Raw genomic sequence first — 25,652 nt, 5'->3', positions numbered from 1 at the left:
TGATCAAACTCGTCTTGCCAATACCGACGGGGCCTTCAAGCGTGGGATGTGCCCCACCGGAGCCAACTCTGCGTTGGATCTCGCCGACTTCGCTGTCGCGCCCAACCAGAAGAGCGTCACCCGCCTCGTCGGCGGCCAGTGTGTCCTGGCTGTAAGGGTTCTCGCGGAAGCCGAAGTCCGACCAGATCCCGAAGAGCGTCATGAGCCGAGCCTAGCTTGATCACAATGGGGTTCAGCGCTGAGATGGGCGGTCCCGCCAGGGGTGGTACTAGCGACTGGTGGGGTTGGACAGCGCCGTCACCCCGCCACAGGCCCACGGGACGACGTGGTGCGCGTCGCACCAGGCGGCGGGGATCTGGCACCCCGGGAAGGCGCACCGCTGGTCACGGACCACGAGCGCCCGGCGCATGGCCGATGGGACGACCCGGCTCGACCGGCCGATGTCCAGCGCGGCGGGGGTGGAGCCCAGGACCGCGGGGATGATGTGGGCGTCACACGCCATCCGTCGAAGTGACTCGACGGAGACCTCGACCCCCGTGTCCAGGGTGGGGGCCTGTTCGGACAGCTCCCCGCGAAGCGTGGCGAGGTCTGTGGTGACCACGACCGCCGTGGCGAGACCACCCTCCTCGGGAAGGTCCCCGCACTCGATGGCCCGGCGGGCGAGCTCGACGAGCCCGTCGCCCTGGCGCTGCGAGAGTGTTCGCCGATCCGGCCCCTCGGCGGTCGTCGGCCGGGGGGCGGACAGCGGTGACAGCGCGTTCAAGACGAGCGCGAAGCCCTCCGCGTCCAGCTCACCGTGGAAGCGGCCGCCGCCGTCGGGTGTGGGCGTGCAGGTGAACCGCCGGCGAAGCTCCTCCTGCCGGGCCTGCTCCTCCTCGTCGGGCTCCCCGTCGGGATCGAGACGCTCCACCAGGTACCGCCCGGCCAGCGCCAGCTGCCCGGGGTCGAGCGAGCCGGCGAGGTCGATCAGGGTCGCCTCGGCCTCCGCCCGGACATCGGCCGTCAGCGGAGAGTCGAGCCGGATGCTGCGCTGCCACAAGGTGCTCGCCACGTCGCGGACGACGCGGGCATGGTCCAGGGACAGCCCTCCGGACCGGACTGCGTCACGGGTGGCCGCTGACATGACGGTGATCCGGCGAGCCTGCTGCACGCTGCGGTTGGCATCTCCGCGCGAGACGCCGGTCCGGTCGACCAGCCACGCAGCGGTCGTCCGTGCCCCGGTCGAGATGGTGACGCCGCGCGAGTCCGCTTCGCCGATCGCGGTCAGCCGTACGGCCTCCAGTCGTCGCCGGAGGGCCTCGAGCTGATGCAGCCCCGCCAGCAGGTCGGCATCGCCGACCGCCCACCAGGAGGTCTCGGTCAGCTGGGTGACCAGACGGCGCGCCTCGTCGAGCAGCTGCGCGACCTCCGAGCCGAAGGGCGAGGACGAAGGGCGAGCGATGCCGTCGTTCTCCATGCACCCCAACGTATTTCGAGGGTCCGACAGTTCTGCCCCGCAGTCCAGCGCACCCAATGACGAACCGTTTCGCCTCCGGCGAACGCTTCCGGTGTAGGCATGGCGAGCGATCCCGACACCCACGGGCCGTAACGATCCCGGAACGGTCGGGGCGCATCCTTGAGCCGTGGAACGGGGAACGGCCTCGGCCAGCGCCACCTTCCTCGCGGCCGCGACGCTGGCACTCGCCGTCCTCACGGTGCTCGCCAAGCAGCCTGGCCTCGGGGTCACGGCGCTCGTGGTCGGGCTTCCGTCTGCCGTGGTCGGAGTCGCGATCAGTCGGCAACAGCCGCACAACCCGATCGGATGGCTGCTCCAGGCGATCGCCGCCTGCCTGATCCTCAGCTCCGATGGCGGCGACTACGCCGACATGGTCTTCCTGCAGGGCCGCGACCTGGTCCTCGGCCGACCGGCCCTGTTCCTGTACGAGCTGTGGACTCCGGGTCTGCTGCTGCTCGGGGTTGTCGTTCTCCTCTTCCCTGACGGTCGGCTGGAGTCACCGGTCTGGCGGTGGGTGCTGAGCGCGTACCTCATCGTCGTGGCCGGCTACATCCTTGCCATGGACGTCGTGGCCGGGCGCGCGCTCGTGGCCCGGCACCTGCGCCTCGACGCCACCGGCGGGCTGGTCGCGCTGGACAGACCATCGGGCCTGTTCGCCGTCGTCCAGGTGGTCACGATCGCGGGCGCGGTCCACCTGTGGGTCGCGGCAGTGGCTCGCCAGGCGGGCAGCTGGCGCCGTTCCCACGGCGATCGCCGCCAGCAGGTGAAGTGGCTCGCCGGTGGCGGAGGTGTCGCACTGGCCTGCGGGTTCCTGGCCGGCGCAGGCTTCGGCCCTGCGTGGCTGGGGCTCGCCGCCCTGCCGGTGAGCATCGGGGTGGCGATCCTCCGGTACCGGCTGTACGACATCGACCGGATCATCTCGCGGACCCTGTCCTACGCGGTCGTGACCGGGCTGCTCGTCGCGACGTACGCGGGGGGTGTCCTGCTGGCCACTCGGGCCCTCCCGGCCTACTCCTCGATCGCGGTGGCCCTGTCGACCTTGGCGGTCGCGGCCCTGTTCAACCCGCTGCGCCGTCGTGTGCAGCGAGTCGTCGACCACCGCTTCAACCGCGATCGGTACGACGCCGAGCGGACCGTGGACGCCTTCGCGCAACGGCTGCAGAGCTCGCTCTCTCTCGACTCCGTGCGCGACGAGATGACCGATGTCGTGCACCGTACGCTCGAGCCGACCCGCGTGTCGGTCTGGGTTCCTGCGACGTCCCCGACCTTGCGAGGCAGCAGCGCCCGCGGCGCCGGCTAGGGGTTAGATGAGGGCGTTGGGCCCACTCCCGTCGGTCGGACCGATCGTCGCCGGTCGGCATGGCCGAAGTCGCCTGAGAGGACGAGGAACGTGTATCTCCTGAAGAAGCAACCCACCGTCAAGGGGTCGGCGGAGATCTTCACCGGCGACGCCTACTTCGACGTCATCGCCCGAGGTGAGGGCGAGTCCCGCATCCGCGTCAACCTGGTGCGCTTCAGCCCCGGCGCGCGCACCGCCTGGCACAGCCACAGCCTGGGCCAGACGTTGCACGGCACCGATGGCATCGGACTGGTCGTCAGCCGGAACCAGGTCATCGTCCTGCGTCCCGGCGACACCGTCTACACCCCGCCCGGCGAGGAGCACTGGCACGGCGCGCGACCTGAGCACTTCATGGTCCACCTCGGCATGTGGGAGGATGACGACGCCGACTGGGGCGAGCACGTCACGGACCAGGAGTACGCCGACGCGGCCGGCGCCGAGCAGGCGGAGACGTCGTAGCCGATCGACGCTCCACCCACCCTGCGCCGGGCGCGCATGACATCGGTCTCAGGCGGCGGACGTCACAGCGAGGGCTGCATGCCGCCGTCGATCACGAAACTGGCTCCGGTGATGTTGCCGAGGACTGGGCTGGCCAGCATGACGACGAGGGTGGCGACCTCGTCGGGTTGGGAGAAGCGCCCGGTGGGCATGGCTTCGGCAGCCCGAGCGGCGATCTCCTCGGGTGTCCCCGCCCCTGTCGCGCTGATCGTGCGCGCCACGCCGTGGTCGCCGTTCCAGAGATCGGTCGCGACCGGCCCCGGGTCGACGCTGTTGAACCGGATCCCATGTCGCCCGTAGGCCTTGGAGAGGCTCTTGGTGGCGTTCGCGAGCGCGGCCTTGGCGGCGGAGTAGTCGAGGACCATCGGGTCGGGCAGTCTCGCGTTGATGGACCCGACGTTCACGACCGATCCGGCGCCCGCACCGAGCATGGCGGGAAGTGCGGCGCGGATCACGGACAGTGCGGCGAACAGGTCGAGGGCGAAGGTGGCCTGCCAGTCGGCGTCGGTGATCTCGAGGAAGCCACCGGGTCGCGCTGGTGCGACTCCGGCGTTGTTGACGACGATGTCGACACGTGCTTCCGCCGCGTCGACGAGCCGTTGCGGGGTGGCTGGGTCGGTGACGTCTCCGACGACGACCAGGACGTCTTCATCGGCGTCGGCGAGCCGGGTCAGGTCGCCGGTGTCCTCGCGAGTGTTGGCAACCACTCTCGCGCCTTCGAGGGCGAGGCGGCGTGTGATGGCCAGGCCGATGCCTCGTCCGGCGCCAGTGACGATCGCGGTCTTCTTCTCGAGCTGGAGGTCCATGGTTGGTGGTCCCTTCCGAATGGGAGCGCCGACGGAGGTCAAGACGACGTTGCGCAGGCAGCCTTGACGATGAGGTTCACGACCGCTTGCGGGTGAGACACCATCACGTCGTGTGCTGAGTGGATGGTGGTGATGCGCGCTCCGGCGCGATCGGCCATGAACTGCTGGCCCCCGGGAGAGATAGCCCGGTCGTCCAGCGTGAGCAGGTCCCAGCTCGGGATCGTCTTCCATGCCGGGGCACCGGACGGTTCGGTGTAGGCGAAGGCGGACAGAGGACGTTGGGTGGCGGCCATGACGGCAGCGGTCTGGGCGGGCTGGTCGCCGGCGAAGATCTGGCGGAACAGAGCCGGTTTGATGGTCAGGTCCTGGTCAATCCCGCCAGGAGCCGCGGGGTTCGGGACCGGGCGGACGTCGAGCGCGTTCGGGGCGAGGAGCGAGCCGGGGTACAGGGTCGGGTCGTAGGAGGTCGCGACGCTGGTGCCCTCGTCAGGGATGAAGGCGGCGACGTACACCAGAGCGACGACGTTCGTCGCACCGCGCGCCGCGTTCGTGATGACCGCGCCGCCGTAGGAGTGCCCGACGAGCACGACGGGTCCGTCGATGGTCTTGAGGATCGAGCGGATGTAGTCCGCGTCGGCGGTCAGGCCGCGCAGCGGGTCGGCGGGGGCGATGACGGGGTACCCCTTGTGCTGGAGCTCGGCGACCTCGGCGTTCCATCCGCTCGCGTCGGCGAACGCGCCGTGGACGAGGACGATCGTGGGGAGATGCTCGTGCGACGGCGCGCTCGCGTGCGCGGCGGCAGGTGAAGAGCTGCCGATCACGTAGGCGGTGACCAGGGCAGCGCAAGCGAGGCCGAGGCCGAGCTTGTGCCAGAAGCCGACGTTGCGTAGGACCTGAGTCATGGCGAAGCCTCTCGATGGCAGGTGTTCGGGACGTCCCGGACGCTAGGAACCATTGCGGCTCGCCGGCTTGGGTCGTTCGACTGCAGGCAGCGACTGCAGCCATCAGAGAGTCGATCGACTGAAGCCGTCGCGGTCGCCGGGTCCCTAACGTGATCGTCCTGCCGGCGCATTCGGGTGCCGGCCGACACCTGGAGGTCGACGTGACCACGGAACCTGAGTCCGGAACCCCCGTTGTGTTCATCCACGGACTGTGGCTGCACGCCAGTTCCTGGCAGCCCTGGGTGGACCTGTTCGCCCAGCACGGCTATGTGGCTTCGGCGCCAGGTTGGCCCGGCATCCCGGACACCGTGGACGCCGCCCGTGAGAACCCGGAGTCCGTCGCGGGCATCGGCATCGACGACGTCGTCGAGCACTACTCCTCCGTCGTCGACTCCCTCCAGAGCCCCCCGATCGTCATCGGGCACTCCTTCGGCGGGATGATCGCGGAGAAACTCCTGGGGATGGATCGTGCCCGTGCCGCGATCGCCATCGACGCCGCGCAGATCAAGGGCGTGCTGCCGCTTCCGTTGTCCGCACTGCGTTCGACCCTGCCGGTGTTCAAGAACCCGGCGAACAAGAACAGGGCCGTCTCGCTGACGGCGGAGCAGTTCCGCTACAGCTTCGGCAACACCCTCACCGAGGAGGAGTCGGACCAGCTGTACCGGGCCTGGGCGATCCCCGCACCCGGGCGACCGCTCTTCGAGGCGGCGACCGCGAACTTCTCCCCGCACTCGCCAGCGAAGGTGGACACGGAGAACGAGCAGCGGGGACCGCTGCTGCTCGTCATGGGAGGCCGGGACCACACGGTGCCGGAGTCGATCACGAAGTCGACGGCGAAGCAGTACAAGCACTCTCAGGCCACGACCGAGCTGATGGAGTTCGCCGACCGCGGCCACTCGCTGACCATCGACGGAGGCTGGCACGAGGTGGCCGAGGCGTGCCTGAACTGGCTCGACAAGCAGGGTCTCGGCGGCGAGATCTGACCGTGGACGCGCCCCACCGGGTCGTGGTGATCGGCGGGGGGTTCGGCGGCCTGTTCGCGGTTCGCGAGCTGGCCGCCTCCCCCGTCGAGGTCACCCTCATCGACCGAACCGGCAACCACCTCTTCCAGCCGCTGCTCTACCAGGTCGCGACGGGGATCTTGTCCCAGGGCGAGGTCGCCCGGCCCTTGCGCGAGATCCTGCGCCAGCAGGGGAACGCGCACTTCCTGCTGGGCGAGGTCAGGGACATCGACCTTCGGAACCGCGTCGTGACGTCGTGGGCGTTCGGCGAGCCCACGCGGACGCCCTACGACAGCCTCATCGTGGCGGCGGGAGCGACCCACTCCTACTTCGGCCGAGACGACTTCTCTCGGCACGCTCCCGGGCTCAAGTCGATCGACGACGCGCTGGAGATCCGTGCGCGAGTCTTCGAGGCCTTCGAGAGGGCCGAGAACGCGCCCACGCGCGACGACCGCTGCCGGCATCTCACGTTCGTGGTGGTCGGCGGTGGCCCGACCGGGATCGAAGTCGCCGGGCAGATCACCGAGCTCGCGCAGCTGAGCCTTCGACGCAACTACCGCGACATCGATCCCGCTGACGCCAAGGTCGTGCTCATCGAGGCCGGAGACGTCCTTCTCCCCACCTTCGGCGCCGGCCTGTCCCAGCGGGCCCGTAGGGACCTGGAACGGATGGGCGTCGCTGTGCACACGGCCGCTCGGGTCATCGACGTCGACGCGACCTGCGTCCGCTACCTCGAGGCCGGAAACGAGCGCACGCTGCCTGCGTCGACGAAGGTGTGGGCGGCCGGTGTGGCCGCCGCCCCCGTGGCGGGAGTGCTCGCCGGCCTGAGCGAGTCGGCGACCACGCGGACCGGGCAGCTGGTCGTCGAGCCGGACTGCACCCTGCCAGGCCATCCGGAGGTGTTCGTCGTCGGCGACATCATGCGTCGCGACGGCGTACCCGGAGTCGCCCAGGCCGCGATCCAGAGCGGCCGCTTCGCGGCCAGAGTAGTCACGGCGCGCGTGAGAGGCCGGAAGCCGCCGGGCGAGTTCGTTTACAAGGACAAGGGGTCGCTCGCGACCATCGGCCGCTTCCGGGCTGTCGCCTGCATCCGCGGAGTCAGGCTGTCCAGGGCACCAGCGTGGCTGCTGTGGCTCGGCGTGCACCTGCTGACCCTGAACGGGTACCGCAACCGGCTGACCGTGACCATCCACTGGACACTCACGTTCCTGCTGAACACGAGGGCCGAGCGGGTCGCGACCGAGCGTCAAGCTCACCACGTTTCTCTCTTTGGAGGACCGGACAGTACGGTCGACGTCGTGACCGAGACAGCGACGTCGCTCACGCGATGACGCTCGGTGGCGCATCGTTGAGCGCTATGTCGGATCGGGCCGCCGCACCGTCAGGGCGGCGAGGATGCTCCCGGCGATGAACAGGACGGCGCAGATGGCCAGCGCTGTGCAGAACCCCTGCTCGAAGCGCGCGGGCTCCTGCCATGCGTCGCCGGTGAGGCCGACGAGACCGGGGACCGCCGCGATCGCGAGCAGGGATGCGGTCCGCGCGACCGCGTTGTTCACCCCGGACGCGACACCTGAGTGCGTCGCTGGTAGCGATGCAAGCGCGGTCGCGGTCAACGGAGCGACCATCGTCGCCAGACCGAGGCCGAAGGTGATCACGCTCGGTAGGACATCGAGGTAGTCAGTGCCTGGACCCAGTCCGCGGGCGAGCAGCGCCCCAGCGGCGCACAGCAGGGGGCCAGCCGTCATCTGCAGGCGGGGGCCGATGACTTGTGCGAGTGCTGCGCTGGGCCGTGACAGGGACAGGGTGAGAGCGGTCACCGGGATGGTGGCCGCCCCCGCGGCGAGCGGCGACCACCCGGCGACGACTTGAAGCATCAGCACCAGGAGCAGGAAGAACACACCGATTGGTGCGTAGACGACGAACGTCACCGCATTCGTGGCGGTGAACTGGCGGATGCGGAACACGTTCAGCGGGAGCAGCGGCGCCGGCTGGTGTCGCTCATGTCGCAGGAAGGCCAGGAAGGTCAGGACCGCGGCAGCTGCGCTCGCGATCGCGACGTGGCTGGTCCCCTCCCTCAGGCGTAGCAGGGCGAATGTGCCGAACCCGAGGAAGGCGACCGTGGCGAGGGCGCCGAGCCAGTCCAGGCGACCCGTCGCCTCGCGGTCCCACGATTCGGGGATGTGCCTCACGGCAGCGACGACGACGAGGGCCGCGAGCGGGACGTTGATGAGGAACACCCAACGCCACGATGCGACGGCCAGCAGCCAGCCCCCGACGAAGGGCGCGAGGGCTCCTGCGACTCCGCTGAAACCGGCCCACGTACCGACGGCGGATGCTCGGTCCCGGCTGCGAAAGCTCGCCTCCAGGATCGCGAGCGAGGACGGGGTGAGCAGCGCCGCGCCGATGCCTTGGAGCACCCGTGCGGCGATGAGCAGCTCGATCGTCGGCGCCATGGCGCACAGCAGCGACGCCGTCGTGAACCAGACGACGCCTGAGACGAACACACGGCGCCGTCCCAAGCGGTCCCCCGCGGCGCCGCTGAGCAGGATCAGGGCGGCGAGGGTGAGGCTGTAGCCGGTGATGGTGGCCTGCAGGCCGGCGAATGACGCCTGCAGGTCGCGCCCGATGGCGGGCAGGGCGATGCTGACGACCGACCCGTCGATGCCGGCGAGCGCCGAGCCCAGGATCGTCGCCGTCACCACCCATCGGCCCGATCGCGTCCCCAGGCGGAGCAGCGCCGGGGCCGGGACCGCACAGTCGCCCGGGCCCGCGTTGACGGCGTTGGGGGTCCCGAGGCCCCTCATCAGGGCAGCTCGCATGCTGCGAACGCTACGAGGTCGAGGGCGCGGTCTCTTCCGTCACCTGACTCCATGACCGGCTGCACCCGCGGCTGCGGGCGCGACGCCGGACCCCGGGGCCGCCGAGGGGTTGAGTCACCTGACCGAAGCGCGCCGGCATCGAGCGCCTCTAGCGTCGACTCGACGGGGCGGGCGAAGGGACGGACATGGGATCAGGCACCGCCGAGGGGTCGCTGCTCGGTCGAGAGGCGGAGCTGGAGACCTTGCGGGAGCTCATCCACTCGTCACGTCGCCGTGACCGCGTGCTCCTTCTCGAGGGAGAACCTGGCATCGGCAAGACTGCCCTGCTGAAGGCCGCACGTGACGAGGCGACCCGCGCGGGCCTGACCGTGCTGTCCGCCGTCGGGGTCGAAGCCGAGACGGAGCTTCCGTTCGCCGGCGTCGTCCAGCTCCTTGCCCCAGTCCAGGATCGGATCGCCGGGATTGGTCCAGCGCACCGGGACGCGCTGCTGACAGCCTTCGGAGTGGACGAGGGCCCCCCGCCGAGCCTGTACCTCATCGCGGAGGCCGTCCAGGCGCTTGTCGATCCTGAGTGTGCTCGCGCGCAGGAGCAGCCTCGCGACCATCGGCCGGTGCTGCTGCTCGTCGACGACGTCCAATGGCTGGACCCGCAGAGCCACGAGGTCCTGGCGTCGCTCGTCAGGGACGCGACGACGAAGCGGCTTACGCTGGTTGGAACCGTGCGCAGCGGGCATCAGGGGCCCCTCCTCGACGCGGACGTGCCGCGTCTCACCCTCCGCGGGCTCGACCAGGGCAACTCGGTGAAGCTCGTCGAACGATCCGGCGCACGGCTCAGCACGCGGGACATGGAGCGCATCGTCGACGAGGCGCGCGGAAACCCGTTGGCACTCATGGAACTGCCCAAGGAGTGGCGTCCCGGCCTGCCTGACGACCGGCAGACGCTCTCAGGGCGCCTCGAAAGGGCCTTCGCCGGGCGCGTCAACGACCTGCCATCAGACAGCCGCGACCTGCTGCTCGTCGCCGCGATCGATCCGATCGGCGACGTCGAGGAGATCCTCGCCGCCGCCGCGCTGCTGGCCGGCCACCAGGTCGACCGCCATGCGCTCGACGAGGCGGCGAGCGTCGGCCTCGTGCTGGTGGACGGGGACCGGCTCGAGTTCCGCCATCCCCTGGTGCGCTCCGGCATCCTGCAGGCGGAGCCGGTCGGCCGGAAGCAGGCCGCGCATGCCGCGCTCGCCGACAGCCTGGCCGGCGAACCCCTGCGCCAGATCTGGCATCGCGCAGAGTCCATCGTCGGCCCTGACGACCATGTCGCTGACATGCTGGAGTCGATAGCCCCTGAGCTTCTGCGTCGCGGGGCGGTGCAGACCGCCGTCGCTGCGCTGGAACGGTCCGCTGAGCTCACGTCCTCGTCGTCCTTGCGTGGTCACCGGCTGCTCGTCGCGGCAGAGCACGCGTTCGACATGGGGCGCAACGACATCGTCGACCGGCTCGTCAACGACGCTGCTCGCACCCAGCTGAGCGAGCTCGACAATGCACGACTGCAGTGGGTTCGGGAGATCTTCCACGACGGTCTGCCGGGCGACGCGGTCCGCGTCAACGGGCTGTGTGCCATGGCCCGCGTGGCCGCGGCGTCATCGGACCACCACCTCGCACTCAACCTGCTCCTCGGAGCCGCGCTGCGCTGCTGGTGGGCCGACACCGGCCCGCAGGCGCGCGCAGACGTCGCCTCCACGCTGGACCAGCTGTCGGTCTCCACCGCGGATCCCCGGTACGTCGCTGCGCTCGCGGTCGCCGAGCCGGTCCTGCGAGCCCGCGAGGTCATCGAACGACTCGACCGGACCGATCTCTCGGCCGTCCAGGATGCCGATTCCTTACGCCTGCACGGCATGGCCGCGCACGCTGTCGGGGACACCGTGCGCGCCACCGACATCCTCGACCGCGCCGAGGAGCTTCTGCGAAAGCGGGCTCTGCTGGGTCTGCTGCCGCACGTCCTCGGCATGCAGGTCAACATCCGACGCGAGCTGGGGGACTGGGAGGGTGCGACCGCCGCCATGTGCGAGGTCCATCGCCTCGCCAAGGACACCGGGCAACCCATCTGGTCGCTGAACAACCAGATCCTCGACGCGCACGCCCGCGCGCTCAGCGGGGCGTGGGAGCAGGCCATGGACATCCTCGCCTCGACCGAGGTGGAGGCGAACCGGCAGCGGCTCAACGACACCTTGTGCCTCCACCAGCTGGCCCGCGGCGTCGCCCTGCTCGTCTCCGGCCGAGCCGAGGAGGCCTATTCGTGCCTGCGCCGCCAGTTCGATCCCGCCGATCCGGCCTACCATCAACGGGAAGGGATGGCGAGCCTCACCTTCCTGGCCGAGGCTGCCGTGGCCGCTGACCGGATCCAGGATGCAACCGTGGTGCTGCACCAGATGGAACGACTGGCCGTCGTGACGCCAGCGCCCTTGCTGCGCGTCCATCTCGACTACGCCCGCGCCGTGCTCGTAGCGGACGACCAGGCCGGCGACCGGTTCGCCGAAGCGCGAAGGACCGACCTCAGCAGGTGGCCGTGGCACCAGGCCCGGCTCTCAGCAGCGTACGGCCGCTGGCTGGCGCGTACCGGGCAGGCCCACTCCGCTCGAGAAGCGCTGGCGGCTGCCGCCCGAGGCTTCGACGCCATCGGGGCGAGCTATTGGGCTGCCCGCACTCGCGAACACCTCGCCGCCCTCAACGAGAGCACCCTCGAGGCACGGAACGGCAGCCTCTGACGATGGATCGTTCGTCGGCGCGTCAGGAGATCACCCTCGTCGGCCGGGACTCCGAGCTCGACTACATCCGCGAGCTCCTCGCCTCGGTCGAGGATGCGGGAGGTGCGCTGCTCATCAGCGGTGAGGCGGGGATCGGCAAGACGTCGGTGCTGCGCGAGACGCGTGCATTGGCCAGCCCCGCCGGCTTCGAGGTTCTGGAGACGACCGGCATCGAGGCGGAGGCCGGGATGCCGTACGTGGGTCTCCTGCAGCTCATCTCCCCGCTCCTCCCGGAGATCGACCGGCTCCCTGACACACAGAGCCGGGCCATCCTCACCGCCCTTGGCCTGCAGGACGGGCCGCCCCCACAGGTGTTCATGGTGGCCCTTGCGACGCTGAACCTGCTCACCGAGGTGGCGGCGAACCGCCCCGTGGTGGTTCTCGTCGACGACCTGCAGTGGCTGGACTCCGCGACCAGCGAGACGCTGGCCTTCGTCATGCGTCGCCTCGGCGAGGATCCGATCCTGCTGGTCGCCACTCTGCGGACCGGGCACAGCGCGGGGCAGTGGCGTGGCGACACACTCCGCGAGCTCGAGCTTCTGGGACTCGACGAGAGCGCGTCCCGTGACCTGCTCCAGTCCGTGGCCGCCGAGCTCGAGCCTTCTGAGCGCGAGGCGATCCTCAGGCAGGCGTATGGAAATCCGCTCGCTCTCGTCGAGCTGCCGACCGCTCTGCAGCGCGCCTCGCTGTCCTCGCGACCACGCTCCGACTTCTTGCCGATGAGCGCTCGCCTCGAGCGGGCGTTCGCGGCCCGCCTCCCCGAGCTTCCGCAGGTCACGCGTGACCTGCTCCTCGTCGCCGCGGTCGACGACGAGAACGACCTGGCCGAGATCCTCACGGCCGCGACTGCGCTGCGCGGGAGCCGGACAACTCTGGCCGAGCTGGAGCCCGCCGCCGCCTTCAACCTCGTCAGCTTCGACGAACGCAGGCTCCGCTTTCGCCACCCGCTCGTGCGCTCGGCCATTCTGCAGGCCGAGACGGTCACCCGCCGCCAGCTTGCTCACGAGGCGCTCGCGGCCAGCCTGCGCGATCAGTCCTATCGCAGAGTGTGGCATCGGTCCAAGGCGATCGTGGGGCCTGACGACGACCTCGCCGACGAGCTGGAGACGAGCCACGTCGAGAGCGCCCGACGTGGTTGGGTCGATGCCGCGATCGCCGCGCTGGAGCGTTCCGCCGACCTCACCACCGACTCGACGAAGCGTGGTCGACGCCTCCTCCTGGCTGCCGAGCTGAGCTTCGGACTCGGTCGCGCCGACATGGTGGACCGGTTCGTGTCCGCTGCAGAGACGCAGGCTCTCACCGAGCTCGACCGGGCTCGGGTGGAATGGTTGCGCGAGATCTTCAACGACGGGATCCCGGGAGACAGTGTTCGCGTCAAGGACCTCTGCGCCATCGCCAGGCGCTCGGCTGCCGCGGGGGACATGGACCTGGCCCTGAACCTCCTCCTCGGTGCCGCGCTGCGCTGCTGGTGGGCGCGCACCGCTCCTGACGCGAACGCCGCGGTCGCGAGCGTCGCCGAGTCCCTGTCATCCGCCCGTGACGACCCGCGCTACCTCGCCGCGCTGGCCGTCGCCGAACCACTGCACAGGGCCGACGAGGTCCTGCGGGCACTTGATTCGATCCGCGTGGAGACGGTCACCGACGCGGACGCTCTCCGCGTGCTGGGCATGGCTGCCCACGCCGTCGGCGACCAGGTGCGCGCGGCCGAGTTCCTCGACCGGTCCGAACGGCGCCTGCGCGAGCAAGGTCGTATCGGCTTGCTCATCCACGTCCTCGGCATGCAGGGCGCGATCTGGCTCGACCTTGGTGATTGGACCCGCACGGAAGCCGCCTCAGAGGAGGGGCGCAGGCTTGCCCAGGACACCGGACAGCCCGTGTGGCACGCGGGGAACCAGGTCAATGCGGCCCGCGCGGCGGGGCTGCGTGGCGACAGCACCCAGGCGTTGGCGCTGGCCGCCGAGGTGATCAACGCCCCGGCGCAGCACGCGCTCACCGACTTCCTGGCCTGCGCGCAGCAGGCGCGAGGCTTCGCCTACCTCGCCAGCGGTCGATACGACGACGCGTTCACCGCCCTCGTCCAGCTCTTCGATCCGGGGGACCCCAGCCATCATTCGCGCGAACAGCTCTCCGGTCTCATGTATCTAGCGGAGGCTGCCGTTCGATGTGATCGGGTTCCTGAGGCGCGCGTCGTCCTGGCCGACATGGAGAAGGTCCATGAGGAGGCGCCGTCACCCTTGCTGCTAGCTCACCTGCTCTACGCGAGGCCGGTCCTCGCCGACGACGCCCAGGCGGAGCGGCTGTTCAGGGAGGCCCTGGCCGCCGACCTGAGCCGTTGGCCGTGGCATCGCGCCCGCATCCAGCAGGCGTACGGCGAATGGCTTCGCCGGCAGCGCCGAGTTGCCGAATCCCGCGAGCCCCTGCACGCCGCTCTCGCCGCCTACGAGGTCATCGGTGCCACCGCCTGGGCCGCCCAGGTCCGCCGAGAGCTGCGCGCCGCCGGGGACCGCGTGGACTCGGGGGGCGAGGCGGTCGCTGAACTGCTCAGCCCTCAGGAGCTGCAGATCGCCCGGCTCGCAGCGCAAGGGCTCTCCAACCGCGAGATCGGCCAGCAGCTGTTCCTCTCGCCACGCACTGTCGGCTCGCACCTGTACCGCATCTTCCCCAAGCTCAAGATCACGTCACGGGCCCAGCTGGCAAGCCGACTGATGACGAGCGCCATCGATCCGATCGGCTAGCCAGGCGCTCTGCCGCGTCACGTCCGGGAGCGGTCCTTGAGGATCGCCTGGCTGGCCAGCCTGGCGGGCGCGCCCATGACGCAACCACCCGGATGGGTTCCGGACCCGCACTGGTAGTAGCCGTCGATCGGCGTGCGGTACTGCGCCCAGCCCGGCGCGGGACGGAAGAAGTACATCTGCGGCAGCAGGAAGTCGCCGGCATAGATGTTGCCCTCGGACAGACCGGTCACCCGCTCGATGTCCAGTGGGGTCACGATCTCGCGGTGCAGCACGAGATCGGAGAACCCTGGGAAGAACGACTCCAGCGTGGCCTGGACCACGTCACCGAACCCCTCGCGTTCGGTGTCCCAGTCGCTGCCCTTGAGGTGGTACGGCGCGTACTGCACGAAGCACGACATGACGTGCTTGCCTGGTGGGGCCATGTCGGGGTCGATGAAGGACTGGATGCATCCGTCGATGTATGGGCGCTCGCTGTACCAGCCGTACTTCGACGCGTCGTACGCCCGCTCGAGGTACTCGATCGTGGGCCCGATGCTGATGAACCCGCTGTACTGGTCCGTGCGTGAGCCCAGAGCGGGGTAGAGGGGAGGGCCGTCGAGGGCGAAGTTCACCTTGGCGCTGGTGCCCTTGAACTGGAACCGGTTGATGCTGTCGACGAGCTCGGTGGGCAGCTCGCGCGGGTCGACGAGCTCGGTGAAGGTCCGCCTGGGGTCGAGGGAGCTCACCACGATGTCGGCGTGGAACTCGGTGCCGTCGGTGAGGACGACCCCCACCGCGCGTCCGTCGCGAGTCAGGACGTGGTCGACCGCCGCCTCGAGCCGGATCTCGGCTCCGAAGGACTCGGCGGCCCTCGCCAGCACCTGCGTGAACCCGCCGTTGCCTCCCTTGTGGAAGGACCAGCTGCCGAGGTTCCCGTCGTGCTCGCCCATCGCCATCATCAGGAAGACCAGCCCGGAGCCGGCCGACATCGGTCCGACCTTCGTGCCTGTGGTGGCGCTGGCCGCGATATGGGCCTTCACGATCTCCGACTCGAAGTAGTCGTCCACGAAGTCCGTGACGCTGCCGGTGATGAGCCGCACCGCGTCGTGAACCACCTTCGGTTCCGCTGACCCGAGATGCCCGAGCAGCCAGGCGATGTCCTGTGCGTCCTCCGGGCTCTTGCCGAAGATGTTGGGCGGCGGCTGGTCGAACAGCGGCCGCAGCAGCTGCAGCACACGGGTCAGGTCATGCTCGTACCGGTCCATCGCGTCGGCGTCGTGCGGGCTGTGCCGCATGATCTCCCGCAGGTTCTCGTCCCGGTCCGCGCCGAGCAGGAGGTAGTCCCCGTTCTCCATGGGCGCGAACGTCGTCGGCATGTAGATCGGGTTGAACCCGTGCTTCACGAGCTCGAGCTCGTGCACGATCACCGGCCGGAGCAGACTCAGTGCGTACGAGAAGGTCGTGAAGCTGAAGCCCGGATACAGCTCCTCGGTGATCGCGGCGCCACCGACCAGATGGCGTCGCTCCAGGATGAGGGTCCTCAGACCGGCCTTGGCCAGGTACGCCCCGTTGGTGAGGCCGTTGTGGCCGCCGCCGACGACGATGGCGTCGTAGGAGTGGATCTCGCTCATGGCATCGAGGTCTTCCGCTCGGGGTTGAAGAACGGCATGGCGGTGACGGTGGCCGGCACCGAGGTGTAGGCGTGGTTGACGGTCTGCTCGACCGCGAGTCGCGTGCCCCGTGCCGCGAGTTCCGGTCTCACCCGGGCGATGCCGATGTGCGTCTGGAGCATGGGGGAGTAGACGTAGCTGGTGGCGTAGCCGGCGCGCTCGCCCTCCTCGTCGTAGAGCATGGTCTCCCAGGACGCGGCCGGCCCGTCCTTGGGTGGGATGAGCCCCTCGTCGTAGTAGAGCGCGTCGTAGTCGGCCCAGTCGACGACGATCCCGACGGTGGCCCAGCGAGAGGTCCCTTCGGTTCGCTCGGCGAGGATCGCGCGCCGACCGACGAACGGACGCGTCTCGTCCTCGATGCCCTTGAGCAGCCAGCCCAGCCCGAGCTCGTCGGGAGTGAAGCGGTCATGGTCGTTGAAGGCATAACGACTCGAGGTGAACTCTCGGCCGATCAGCGGCAGGCCGCCCTCGATCCTGAGCATGTCGAGGGCGATGTCGCCGTAGGGGCGCATGAGGTGCCCCTGGCCGGCCTCCCAGACCGCGTCGAACACCGCGAGGGCGTTGTCCGCGGGGATCATCAGCTCGAAGCCGAGGTCTCCGCTGAAGCCGGTCCGGCTCACCGTCACGGCACTGCCGGCGATCTTCGTGGGGGCGTGCGTGAAGTAGCGCAGCTCCGCGACCTCGGGCACCAGGGGAGCGAGGGCCGCCCTGGCCCGCTTTCCCTGTACCGCGAGCACCGCGAAGTCCCTCGAGACATCGTCGATGCGGACCTCGAGGGGCCCGATCTGGCCCTCCAGGAACGCCAGGTTGGGCTCGGCGGCGGTGAGCAGGAAGTCGTTCTCCGAGTGGCGGAAGACGACGCCGTCCTCGAGGACGAAGCCGCGGTCGTCGCACCACACCGTGTACTGCGCCCGTCCCGGGCGGCAGGCGCGGATGTCGCGTGCGAAGATCCCGCCGAGGAACCGCTCCGCGTCCCGGCCGGCGATCGCGTACTTGTACAGCGGCGATGCGTCGAAGATCCCGACGGCGTTGCGCACGCCGAAGTACTCGTGCTTGGGCGCGGTGGTGTACTGGGTGGCGGACAGGTGGCCCGCCCAGTGGTACCAGAGCTGCGCCGTGTTCAGTTCGGCGAGTCGCGCGTGGAACGGGGTGGTGAGGACCACGGTCACTCCTGACGCTCGCGCGGGAAGTCGGCTGACGCAGACCCTACTATTTTCTGACCATTCAGTCAGCACGAAGCGTGGCCCGACCTGGTTGGCGCCGGGGTACGGCGCTAACCGCGGATCCGCAGCCGATCGGGGTCGTAGAACGGCCGTAGCGACAGGGTGGCGGGGACCCGGGTCCCGGCGATGTCGACCGCGAAGGAGCCGGCGGCGAGCAAGTCCGACGTCACGCCGGCCTCGTGCTCGACGACGGCGAGGCCGACCGACGCCCCGAGGGTGTACCCGTACGCCCCCGCGCGGACGTACCCGATCCACTGGCCGTCGAGCAGCACCGGCTCGCCGCCGACCAGCAGCGGCTCGGGGTCGTCGAGGCGTACGGCCACCATCCTCGCCGAGCGGTCGCCGCGGCGCTTCTCCAGCGCTTCGCGGCCGACGAACCCGCCCGGCTTGTCCCACGCGATCGTGAACGCCAGCCCCGCGGTGAGCGGGTCGTCGGTGTTCTCGATGTCGACGCCGTAGTCGCGGTAGGCCTTCTCCAGCCGCAGCGACCCCATCGCCAGCAGGCCGACCTGCCGCAGGCCGTACGCCGGGCCCGCCGCGCAGAGGCTCTCCCACACGGACACGCCCTGGTCGCTCGGGATGTGCAGCTCGTATCCGAGCTCGCCGAGGTAGGTCACCCGAAGCGCGAGGACCCGCGACGTGCCGACCTCCACCTCGCGCGCCGTGAGGTAGGGGAAGGCCTCGTTGCTCCAGTCGTCAGGTGACAGGGCCTGCAGCAGCTCGCGCGAACGCGGGCCCTGCACGGTCAGCAGCGTGATCCCCGCGGTGATGTCGGTGGTGACCGCGACCTCACGGGGCCGCAGGCCCCGGCGCAGCATCGACTGAACTCGCCGGTGGCTCACGTCGCTGACGACCACCAGGAACCGGTCGACCGCCCGCCGCGTCACCGTGAGGTCGGCCAGCAGCCCGCCGTCGACGTCGCACCACTGGGTGTAGACGACGGTCCCCACCGGCACGTCGATGTCGCTGGTGGACAGCCGGTTGAGCAGCGTCAGCGCGTCCGGTCCCTCGACGCTGAACTTCGACATCAGCGACATGTCCATCACCCCGACGGCCTCGCGGACCGCGGCGTGCTCCTGCGCGACCGTGTCGAACGACGCGGCGCGACCCCAGGTGGTCTCGGTGGGGACGCCGCCCGCGTCCGGTCCCGCGAACCACAGCGGGTACTCCCATCCGCTCGACTGGCCGAACCGCGCGCCGAGGGCTGCCAGCCGGTCGTGGATCGCCGAACGCCGGATGCCGCGGCCGGTCCGCCACTGGAAGGTCGGCCACACCCCGTCGCCGAACAGCACCCCGAGGCTCTCGCGGACGCGGTCCCCACGGAAGGCCCGCGTGGTCTCGTACGGCAGTGCCCGCTCGACGGAGTAGTGCGTGACGTCGACCGGCGCACGACCGTCCACGATCCACTGCGCCACCACGCTTCCCACCCCGCCGCCGAGCAGGATGCCGAGGCTGTTGAGCCCGGCGGCGACGTACACGCCGTCGACCTCCGGGGTCGGCCCGAGCATCGGGTGCAGGTCGGGGGTGAACGACTCCGGACCGCAGAAGAACGTCCGGAGTCCGGCGTCGGCGAGCGCCGGGTAGCGCTGCATGGCGGCCTCGAGGTACGGCGTCATGCGCTCCCAGTCCGGCGCGATCGTGCCGAAGGCGAAGTCGGCCGGCGGTCGGTCGAGCGCCCAGGGCGCGCCGACGGGCTCGAAGAGGCCGACCAGCAGGCCGCCGCCCTCCTCGCGGTAGTAGGCGTAGCGGTCGGGGTCCTCGATGACCGGCAGGTCGCGGTGCACGCCGTCGAACGGCTCGGTGAGCAGGTAGTAGTGCTCGGCGGCCTGCAGCGGTACGTCGATGCCGCATCGCCGCGCGAGCTCGCGCGTCCACAGGCCGGTTGCGAGCACGACCGTCTCGCACTCGATCTCACCGGCGTCGCTGGTGACCGCGCTGACCCGCCCGGCGCTGGTCCGCACGCCGGTGACCGACACGCCCTTGACGATGGTGACGCCGCGCGCGGTGGCTCCCTTCGACAGCGCGGTGGCCACGCCGACCGGATCCGCGCGCCCCTCGTCGGCGACGTACGACGCCGCGAGGATGTCGTCGACCGCGGTGATCGGCGACAGCTCGGCGACCTCGGCCGCGGAGATCTCGACGTTGTCGACGCCGAAGCCGCGCTGGAAGGAGCGCTCCCGGCGCAGCGTCTCGAGCCGCTGCGGCGTCGTCGCGAGGTGCAGGTGGCCGATGGGGCGGAAGCCGGTGGAGTGGCCGGTCTCGGCCTCCAGGCGGGTGTACAGGTCGCGGGAGTACCGCGCCATCCACAGCGAGGTCTCGTCGACCATGCCCGCGCTGGTGATCAGTCCGGCCGCGTGCCAGGTGGTCCCGGCCGTGAGGTCGTGGCGCTCGACGAGGACGACGTCGCTGACCCCGAGCGCACTGAGGTGGTAGGCGACGCTGCAGCCGATCACGCCCCCACCGACGATGACGACGCGGGCCCGTGACGGAAGGTCGGCCATGAGCCCCGACCCTATCCTGACCGACGGTTCAGTCCGGCTCGGCCGGTGCAGGCTCCTCGGCGGGGCCGGTGCGAGCATCCTGAAGGGGCGACGATTCCTGGGGAGGAGGTGGGCGGTCGTGGACGGTCCGCGAGTCAGTCGTCGGGCCCTGCTGGTTGCCGGGGTTCTCGGCGCGGCTGCCGTGGGGGCGGATGCCGTGGCCAGGCGGGCGGACGACAACACGCGCCGTGTCGCGTCTCCAGTCCGTACGTCGGCGCGCCCAGATGTCGGCACGCGTAAGCGGGTGGTCGTGGTCGGTGCGGGCCTGGCCGGGCTGTCCTGCGCCCTGACCCTGCTGGACCAGGGCTGGGACGTCGACGTGATCGAGGCGCGTGATCGTGTGGGCGGACGGGTGCACACGCTGCGCGACGCCTTCGGCGTGGGGACGCATGTCGAGATGGGTGCTGAGTTCATCGACCGCGATCATCATGTGCTGTTGGGCCTGCTGGACCGGTTCGGTCTGGGGACCGACGTCCGAGACAAGTCACAACGAGTCGCCCTGTCCTGGGACGGCCGGCGTGCGGACTACAGCGCGCGTGTGGAGCGGCGCGGCGGCGATCTGTATGACGACATCCAGCTCGTCACGGACGCGACCGCGCGCCTTGCCGCACAGGTGGATCCCGAGAACCCCGAGCGTTCCGAGCAGGCTGAGCGCCTGGACGCCATGTCACTGGCGCAGTGGGCCGACCGCCTCGGCATGACTGCCGTCGGCCGGCGGGTCTGGGAGGCTGGCTTCATCGTCAGCGACTACGGGACGGCGTCGAAGGACATCTCGCTGCTCTTCTACGCCCAGCAGGAGAACTTCGGCAGCTCGAGTGACGCGGTGGTGGAAGCCCTTCGCGTGCATGGCGGCAACCAGGGGCTTGCCGAGGCGATGGCCTCGTACTTGGCCCGCCAGTCGCGCGTACGGCTTCGGCTGGGCGAACCGGTCGTGTCGGTCCGTACCCAACCCGGACTCGCAATGGTGCGGACGGCGACCGGGGTCTATCCGGGAGCCCACGTGGTCATCGCATCCCCACCGCCCACGTTGAGTGCGATCGCGTTCGACCCTGCGCTGCCGCCGCCGATCCAGGAGGCCGTGAACTCCTCGTTGCTCGACGACATCACCAAGGTCGTCGTGCCCTACCGCGGCCATCCCTGGCGGCGTGCGGGTTGGACCGGCGAGTCGCTGACAGACCTGACGTACACCTATTCGTGGGACGCCACCGACTCGACACCCTCGGCTCCGAACGGGGCGCTGGTGGCCTTCACCGGCGGCGGCGCAGCCGGTCGGACGATCACTCACCTGACACCGGAGAAGCGGGTCGCGCTCGTCGAGGCGCAGCTGCGGCGCGTGTTCCCAGAGGTGCTCGACCACGAGGACCACCGCTACCCGGCGGCGACGATGGCGTGGGCCGATGAGCCGTTCACCGGCGGTGGCTACGCGAACTACCGCCCGGGCCAGATGCTGACGGCCAAGCCGGCCTTCCGGAGGGCGCACGGCCCGCTGCGGTTCGCGGGGGAGCACACGGAGGCCATGGGGCAGTACATGGAGAGTGCGGTGAGGTCGGGCCTGCGGGTGGCCAAGGACATCGGCCTAGCGCCGCACCCCTGACCCCGCCCACCTACTGCGGGCGCAGCGCCATCCAGATCGCGACCGCGTCTGTGTCGCTGCCGTTGCGCCACGAGTGGGGCTGGTTGGTCTGGAAGTGCAGCGAGTCACCGGGGGTGAGCGAGTGCTGGACCCCGCCCACCTCGAACTCGAAGGTTCCCGAGAGCAGGTACAGCAGCTCCTCGCCGGCGTGGACCATCGGCTTGCGGCCGCTGCTTGCGCCGGCGCTCACGGTGGCCACAGCCGCGGCGACCTGGAACTCGCCGTACGGTCCGGTGATCCCGGCGAGGTCGATGCCGCGGTGCTCCGTGTAGATCGGCCGCCGCTGGTCGGGCCGGGTCATGACGGTCGGGTGCCGGTCGTCCTCCGGCTCCTCCACGAAGTAGGAGATCGGCTGGTCGAAGGCGACCGCGATCTTCAGCAGCGTGGTGATGGTCGGGACCATCCCGTTCTGCTCGATCTTGTGGATGGTGGCGGCCGAGACGTCGGCGCGATCAGCGAGCGCCTGCAACGAGTACCCGTTCTGCAGGCGCAGCGACTTGACCTTGGGACCGATGGAGGAGACGACTCGGGCGACCTGGTTGCTCATGGTTCTCCTCCGGGGCGGACAGTCGAGCGGCACAGGTGACGGCCTTGACGAGTCTGCGACCTTCCATCGAGGATACTGAACAGATTCTTCAGTATGCGCAATGTCGAGCCCAAGACCCTTGAGGGGATCGATCGTGGCCAGACGGATCATCATCGTAGGGGGAGGCGCCGCCGGGATGGGCGCCGCGGGCGCTGCCAAGGGGGTCGATCCGGAGGCCGAGATCACCGTCTTCACCGAGTTCGAGGACGCCGCCTACAGCCCCTGCGGGATCCCGTACGTGCACGGCAAGGAGATCCCCTCCTTCGAGAACCTGTTCCTGGCCACCAAGCAGGCCTACGTCGACCAGGGGCTCGACATCCGGTACGAGACGTCGGTGGCGTCCTTCGACCCCACGGCCAAGACGGTCACCACGGGCGACGGCAAGACCGAGCCCTACGACTCACTCGTCCTGGCCACCGGGTTCAACTACGCCGACCCGGGCGTTCCCGGCGGCGACCTCGGCGGCATCTACTACGTCAAGAACATCCGACGCGCGATGGAGTGGGACGTCGTGCTCAACGACGTCAAGGCCGCGGTCGTCGACGAGTGCACCCCGCTCGGGGCCGAGATGGTCACGGCGCTCGCCCATCGGGGCATCGAGACCCATCTCGTCGACCCCAATCCATGGGGGATGTCGATGGCCACCGACCCGGACATCATGGCGCCGGTGCAGGAGTCCTGGGAGGAGATGGGGGTCCACCTGCACTTCAACACCAAGGTCACGGCCTTCAAGGGCCACGGCGGCAAGGTGACCAGCGTGGCCACCACCGGGGGCGAGATCCCCGCCGATCTGGTCGTCCCCGCGACGCACAAGGAGGCCAACACTGCGCTCGCGCTCGCCGCGGGGGTCAAGACCGGGATGAGTGGCGGCATCATCGTCGACGACCAGATGCGGACGTCGCTGCGTGATGTGTACGCGGCCGGTGACTGCACTGAGATCCCCCACGGGGTCTCCAACGTCCCGATCCAGGGACTCTCCGGCAGCCACGCCTACGCGCAGGGCAAGACCGCGGGTGTCACCGCAGCCGGCGGGGTCCGGCACTACAGCCCCGTCTATGTCCCGTGGGGGATGGTTGCCGGCAAGTGGATGATCGGTGGGGTCTCCTTCAGCGAGACGTTGGCGACCGCCCTCGGCATCCCGTTCGTGGTCGGCTACGCGCAGGGCATCTCGCGGGCCCGGTACTACCCCGACGTCAAGCAGGTCCGGGTCAAGCTGCTCGCCAACCCCGACGACCTGAGGCTGATCGGCGCCCAGATGGTGGGTGGCGAGGGCATCAAGGAGCGCGCCGACTTCCTTGCCATGTGCGTACGGACCGGGATCACCGTCAACGAGCTGGCCACGATGGAGAACGTCTACAGCCCGCCGATCGGGGCGCTCAACGAGCCGATCGCCCTGGCCGCCCAGGCCCTGCTGGCCCAGCGGTCGTCATGAGCCTCACCCAGTGGGTGCGCCGCACTTCCGAGCACTACCTGATGGTCGAGGCGATGGACACGATCGGCGAGAAGCTCGGGGCCAACCGTCCGCCCGCGCCACGAGGAGTGGAGCGGTTCTGGCGCGAGGTCTACGTGCCGGTCTTTCACCGGCTGCCGGTGAAGCTGCGCGCGGCGATGATCGCCCGGATGCCCGGGAGCCACCGCAAGTCCTGGCCGCCGCCCCCTCGGCCCAAGGGGCCGGTCTTCTGACCTCCGCCACCCGCGACCCCACCGGCCCCACGGCCGATGAGAGCCACCCCCACCACAACCGAAGAAGGAGTCGCATGTCCAGCCAGACCGTTTCTGTCGCAACTCCGCAAGAAGGCGATGTCAACTGGGACACCAGCGAGAAGGTGTTCCCCGACATCCAGGCCGAGGAAGGTCAGAAGGCGACCGTCTTCATCCACACGGTGCCGTTCGAGGGGTCCGTGGCCCTGGTCAACCTGTTGACCGCGACCCGCCTGGTACGTAAGGGGTTCAAGGTCACCATCGTCCTGTACGGCCCCGGTGTCCTGCTCGGCGCCGCCGGCCGCGGCTACCCGAAGGTCGGAACCGAGGGCTTCCCGGGCAACCTCGCGGTCAACCGCCAGCTCAAGACCCTGATGGACGAAGGCGCCACGATCCACGCCTGCCGGTTCGCGATGGGCGCCCTCTACGGGATGCGCGAGGACGACCTGATCCCCGGGATCCAGGCGTTCAACCCCCTCGACGTGCTCGACGCAGCGCTCACCGCGTGGAAGGAAGGCCACTTCCAGCTCAACACCTGGACTGTGTGATGCCGAAGGCCCCGACTCGTCACATCGACGCTCACCGGCACTTCGGGGTGCTCCCAGCGTTCCCCTTCTACGGGGGGCCGCCGGTCAACCCCGACGTCAACGCCCGGAGCACGGTCGCCGAGGTGCTCGCCGACATGGACGCGGAGGGGACCGAGCGCGCGCTGCTCATCCCCAACTACGGCGTTCCTGATGCCGGTGCCTCCTTCGCGCTCAACGAGCCGACGCTGGAGGCGGCCGGGAGCAGCGACCGGCTCGTCTGCGCCCTGTGGTGCTCGCCCCGGCCCCAGGACGCCGAGATGACAGACGCGGCACTGAGACTGGCGGGCGAGGAACCTGTCAAGGCCCTCAAGATCAGTTTTCTGCTCGGCGGCTCGGTCGACGACGAGCAGTGCCTGACCCAGCTCGACAAGATCTTCGCCGCAGCCAACGACCACGGCTTGGTCGTCCATGTCCACTCCTCGCCGGGAGCGCAGTCGGACATCGACAAGATCGGTGTCCTGGTGGATCGGTATGCCGACCGGACGCCGCTGCACATCGTCCACTTCGGTGGCGGCGTGAGCGGCCACATCAAGCTGGCCGGCAGCCGGTTCTTCGACTGGATCGACGCAGGCAAGAAGGTCTACACCGACATGACCTGGTCGGTGGGCTTCGCGCCGTTGTGGCTGGCCCGCGAGATCGACAAGCGCGGGATCGGTGGCGACCGGGTCCTGTTCGCCACCGACCAGCCGTGGAGCGACTACGCGGGGGAGTTCTACCGCATGGTCGAGGCCACCGGAGGGGACACCGAGCTGGGCCGGATGGTGTTCTCCGAGAACTACGACCGCGTGTACGGCTGACGCACCAGACGGCCACTCAGGCACGGACCCCGCCTCGACCGCGAGGTCCGTGCCTGTGGCTTGCGCCCAGGCGGGCGGCGACAGGAGGAGTCGATGGCACGAGGTGGAGCGTCCAAAGAGGTGGTCGCCCGCTGGGAGGGCGGCCTGAAGGCCACCGTCACCGTGGGGCTGTTCCAGTTCGTCGTGGACGAGCCGGAGACGTCCGGCGGCACCTCCGCTGGGCCGATGCCGACGGAGTACCTGCTGGGCTCGCTCGCCTCCTGCTACGTCCTGGCTCTGGCCTGGTCGGCCCGTAAGCGCGGCATCGAGCTCCCAGCCGACCTCGAGGTCACCGCCCAGGGGGAGTACGACGGGCCGAGCTTCGCGTCGTTGACCATGCGGGTGCGGAGCAGCCTGGACGACGAACAGCTCGCACTGTTGATGGAGTCGGCGAACCGGGTGTGTTACGTCTCCCGCACCCTGACGACGACCCCGACCCTCGACGTCCAGCGCGGGTAACGCCGG

At 69.8% G+C, this 25,652-nt stretch carries 21 protein-coding genes; 12 read left to right on the top strand and 9 right to left on the bottom strand.

Annotated elements, in window-relative coordinates; translation table 11 throughout:
- Nucleotides 1-202, bottom strand: a 202-nt coding sequence (locus tag VMI11_08215) for a hypothetical protein (protein ID HTY72394.1), incomplete at its 3' end; no start/stop codon positions are given.
- Between the two features lie 66 nt (nt 203-268).
- Entirely contained in the window at nt 269-1,456 is a 1,188-nt protein-coding gene (locus tag VMI11_08210; protein ID HTY72393.1) for a DUF222 domain-containing protein, read from the bottom strand.
- 166 nt (nt 1,457-1,622) lie between these two features.
- Here VMI11_08210 and VMI11_08205 point away from each other — a divergent pair, with 166 nt between their 5' ends.
- Both VMI11_08205 and VMI11_08200 read left to right on the top strand, forming a co-directional pair.
- Nucleotides 1,623-2,795: a hypothetical protein gene (locus VMI11_08205; GenBank protein ID HTY72392.1), complete on the top strand. Its 1,173-nt coding sequence runs from the start codon at nt 1,623-1,625 to the stop codon at nt 2,793-2,795.
- A 90-nt stretch (nt 2,796-2,885) separates the two neighbouring features.
- Nucleotides 2,886-3,293: a cupin domain-containing protein gene (locus VMI11_08200; GenBank protein HTY72391.1), complete on the top strand. Its 408-nt coding sequence runs from the start codon at nt 2,886-2,888 to the stop codon at nt 3,291-3,293.
- 62 nt (nt 3,294-3,355) lie between these two features.
- Here VMI11_08200 and VMI11_08195 read toward each other — a convergent pair whose 3' ends face one another.
- Together VMI11_08195 and VMI11_08190 are read right to left on the bottom strand one after the other, a co-directional pair.
- Nucleotides 3,356-4,138, bottom strand: coding sequence for an SDR family oxidoreductase (locus VMI11_08195; protein HTY72390.1), 783 nt, complete (start codon nt 4,136-4,138; stop codon nt 3,356-3,358).
- Nucleotides 4,139-4,176: 38 nt separating this feature from the next.
- The gene (locus tag VMI11_08190) at nt 4,177-5,040 is read right to left on the bottom strand and encodes an alpha/beta hydrolase (protein HTY72389.1); all 864 of its coding nucleotides are present in this window, start codon (nt 5,038-5,040) and stop codon (nt 4,177-4,179) included.
- A gap of 200 nt (nt 5,041-5,240) precedes the next feature.
- On the opposite strand from VMI11_08190, the gene VMI11_08185 reads away from it, so the two are divergent.
- Together VMI11_08185 and VMI11_08180 are read left to right on the top strand one after the other, a co-directional pair.
- Nucleotides 5,241-6,062, top strand: coding sequence for an alpha/beta hydrolase (locus tag VMI11_08185; protein HTY72388.1), 822 nt, complete (start codon nt 5,241-5,243; stop codon nt 6,060-6,062).
- A gap of 2 nt (nt 6,063-6,064) precedes the next feature.
- Entirely contained in the window at nt 6,065-7,411 is a 1,347-nt protein-coding gene (locus VMI11_08180) for an NAD(P)/FAD-dependent oxidoreductase (protein ID HTY72387.1), read from the top strand.
- A 24-nt stretch (nt 7,412-7,435) separates the two neighbouring features.
- On the opposite strand, the gene VMI11_08175 is transcribed toward VMI11_08180, so the two are convergent.
- Nucleotides 7,436-8,899, bottom strand: a complete 1,464-nt coding sequence (locus tag VMI11_08175; GenBank protein ID HTY72386.1) for an MFS transporter — start codon at nt 8,897-8,899, stop codon at nt 7,436-7,438.
- A 185-nt stretch (nt 8,900-9,084) separates the two neighbouring features.
- On the opposite strand from VMI11_08175, the gene VMI11_08170 reads away from it, so the two are divergent.
- Nucleotides 9,085-11,658: an AAA family ATPase gene (locus VMI11_08170; protein HTY72385.1), complete on the top strand. Its 2,574-nt coding sequence runs from the start codon at nt 9,085-9,087 to the stop codon at nt 11,656-11,658.
- A 2-nt stretch (nt 11,659-11,660) separates the two neighbouring features.
- Complete coding sequence (locus VMI11_08165) at nt 11,661-14,432, top strand: AAA family ATPase (protein ID HTY72384.1); 2,772 nt, start codon at nt 11,661-11,663, stop codon at nt 14,430-14,432.
- 17 nt (nt 14,433-14,449) lie between these two features.
- Here VMI11_08165 and VMI11_08160 read toward each other — a convergent pair whose 3' ends face one another.
- The 3 genes from VMI11_08160 to VMI11_08150 form a co-directional block, all read right to left on the bottom strand.
- Nucleotides 14,450-16,042 carry an NAD(P)/FAD-dependent oxidoreductase gene (locus VMI11_08160; protein HTY72383.1) on the bottom strand — a complete coding sequence of 531 codons (1,593 nt, stop codon included), beginning with the start codon at nt 16,040-16,042 and terminating at the stop codon, nt 14,450-14,452.
- Nucleotides 16,039-17,244, bottom strand: a complete 1,206-nt coding sequence (locus VMI11_08155) for an aminomethyltransferase family protein (GenBank protein ID HTY72382.1) — start codon at nt 17,242-17,244, stop codon at nt 16,039-16,041. The genes VMI11_08160 and VMI11_08155 overlap by 4 nt, the downstream gene beginning before the upstream one ends.
- A gap of 110 nt (nt 17,245-17,354) precedes the next feature.
- Nucleotides 17,355-19,805 carry an FAD-dependent oxidoreductase gene (locus VMI11_08150; protein HTY72381.1) on the bottom strand — a complete coding sequence of 817 codons (2,451 nt, stop codon included), beginning with the start codon at nt 19,803-19,805 and terminating at the stop codon, nt 17,355-17,357.
- Nucleotides 19,806-19,923: 118 nt separating this feature from the next.
- On the opposite strand from VMI11_08150, the gene VMI11_08145 reads away from it, so the two are divergent.
- Nucleotides 19,924-21,438, top strand: a complete 1,515-nt coding sequence (locus tag VMI11_08145) for an FAD-dependent oxidoreductase (protein HTY72380.1) — start codon at nt 19,924-19,926, stop codon at nt 21,436-21,438.
- Between the two features lie 10 nt (nt 21,439-21,448).
- Here VMI11_08145 and VMI11_08140 read toward each other — a convergent pair whose 3' ends face one another.
- The gene (locus tag VMI11_08140; GenBank protein HTY72379.1) at nt 21,449-22,024 is read right to left on the bottom strand and encodes a cupin domain-containing protein; all 576 of its coding nucleotides are present in this window, start codon (nt 22,022-22,024) and stop codon (nt 21,449-21,451) included.
- A gap of 133 nt (nt 22,025-22,157) precedes the next feature.
- On the opposite strand from VMI11_08140, the gene VMI11_08135 reads away from it, so the two are divergent.
- The 5 genes from VMI11_08135 (at nt 22,158) to VMI11_08115 (ending at nt 25,646) form a co-directional block, all read left to right on the top strand.
- The gene (locus tag VMI11_08135; GenBank protein ID HTY72378.1) at nt 22,158-23,495 is read left to right on the top strand and encodes an FAD-dependent oxidoreductase; all 1,338 of its coding nucleotides are present in this window, start codon (nt 22,158-22,160) and stop codon (nt 23,493-23,495) included.
- Nucleotides 23,492-23,746: a hypothetical protein gene (locus VMI11_08130; protein ID HTY72377.1), complete on the top strand. Its 255-nt coding sequence runs from the start codon at nt 23,492-23,494 to the stop codon at nt 23,744-23,746. The genes VMI11_08135 and VMI11_08130 overlap by 4 nt, the downstream gene beginning before the upstream one ends.
- 74 nt (nt 23,747-23,820) lie before the next feature.
- On the top strand, nt 23,821-24,312 hold the full coding sequence (locus VMI11_08125) for an MSMEG_0572/Sll0783 family nitrogen starvation response protein (GenBank protein HTY72376.1): 492 nt from the start codon (nt 23,821-23,823) through the stop codon (nt 24,310-24,312).
- Nucleotides 24,312-25,148 (top strand): amidohydrolase family protein, encoded by an 837-nt coding sequence (locus tag VMI11_08120; protein ID HTY72375.1) that lies wholly within the window; start codon nt 24,312-24,314, stop codon nt 25,146-25,148. The genes VMI11_08125 and VMI11_08120 overlap by 1 nt, the downstream gene beginning before the upstream one ends.
- Before the next feature lie 93 nt (nt 25,149-25,241).
- The gene (locus tag VMI11_08115) at nt 25,242-25,646 is read left to right on the top strand and encodes an OsmC family protein (protein ID HTY72374.1); all 405 of its coding nucleotides are present in this window, start codon (nt 25,242-25,244) and stop codon (nt 25,644-25,646) included.
- Nucleotides 25,647-25,652: the final 6 nt, after the last annotated feature.

This window comes from Actinomycetes bacterium (assembly GCA_035506535.1).
Classification (GTDB): domain Bacteria; phylum Actinomycetota; class Actinomycetes; order DATJPE01; family DATJPE01; genus DATJPE01.
Note: the sequence above shows the minus strand (reverse complement) of the source record. Positions and strands in the feature narration are given on the sequence as shown.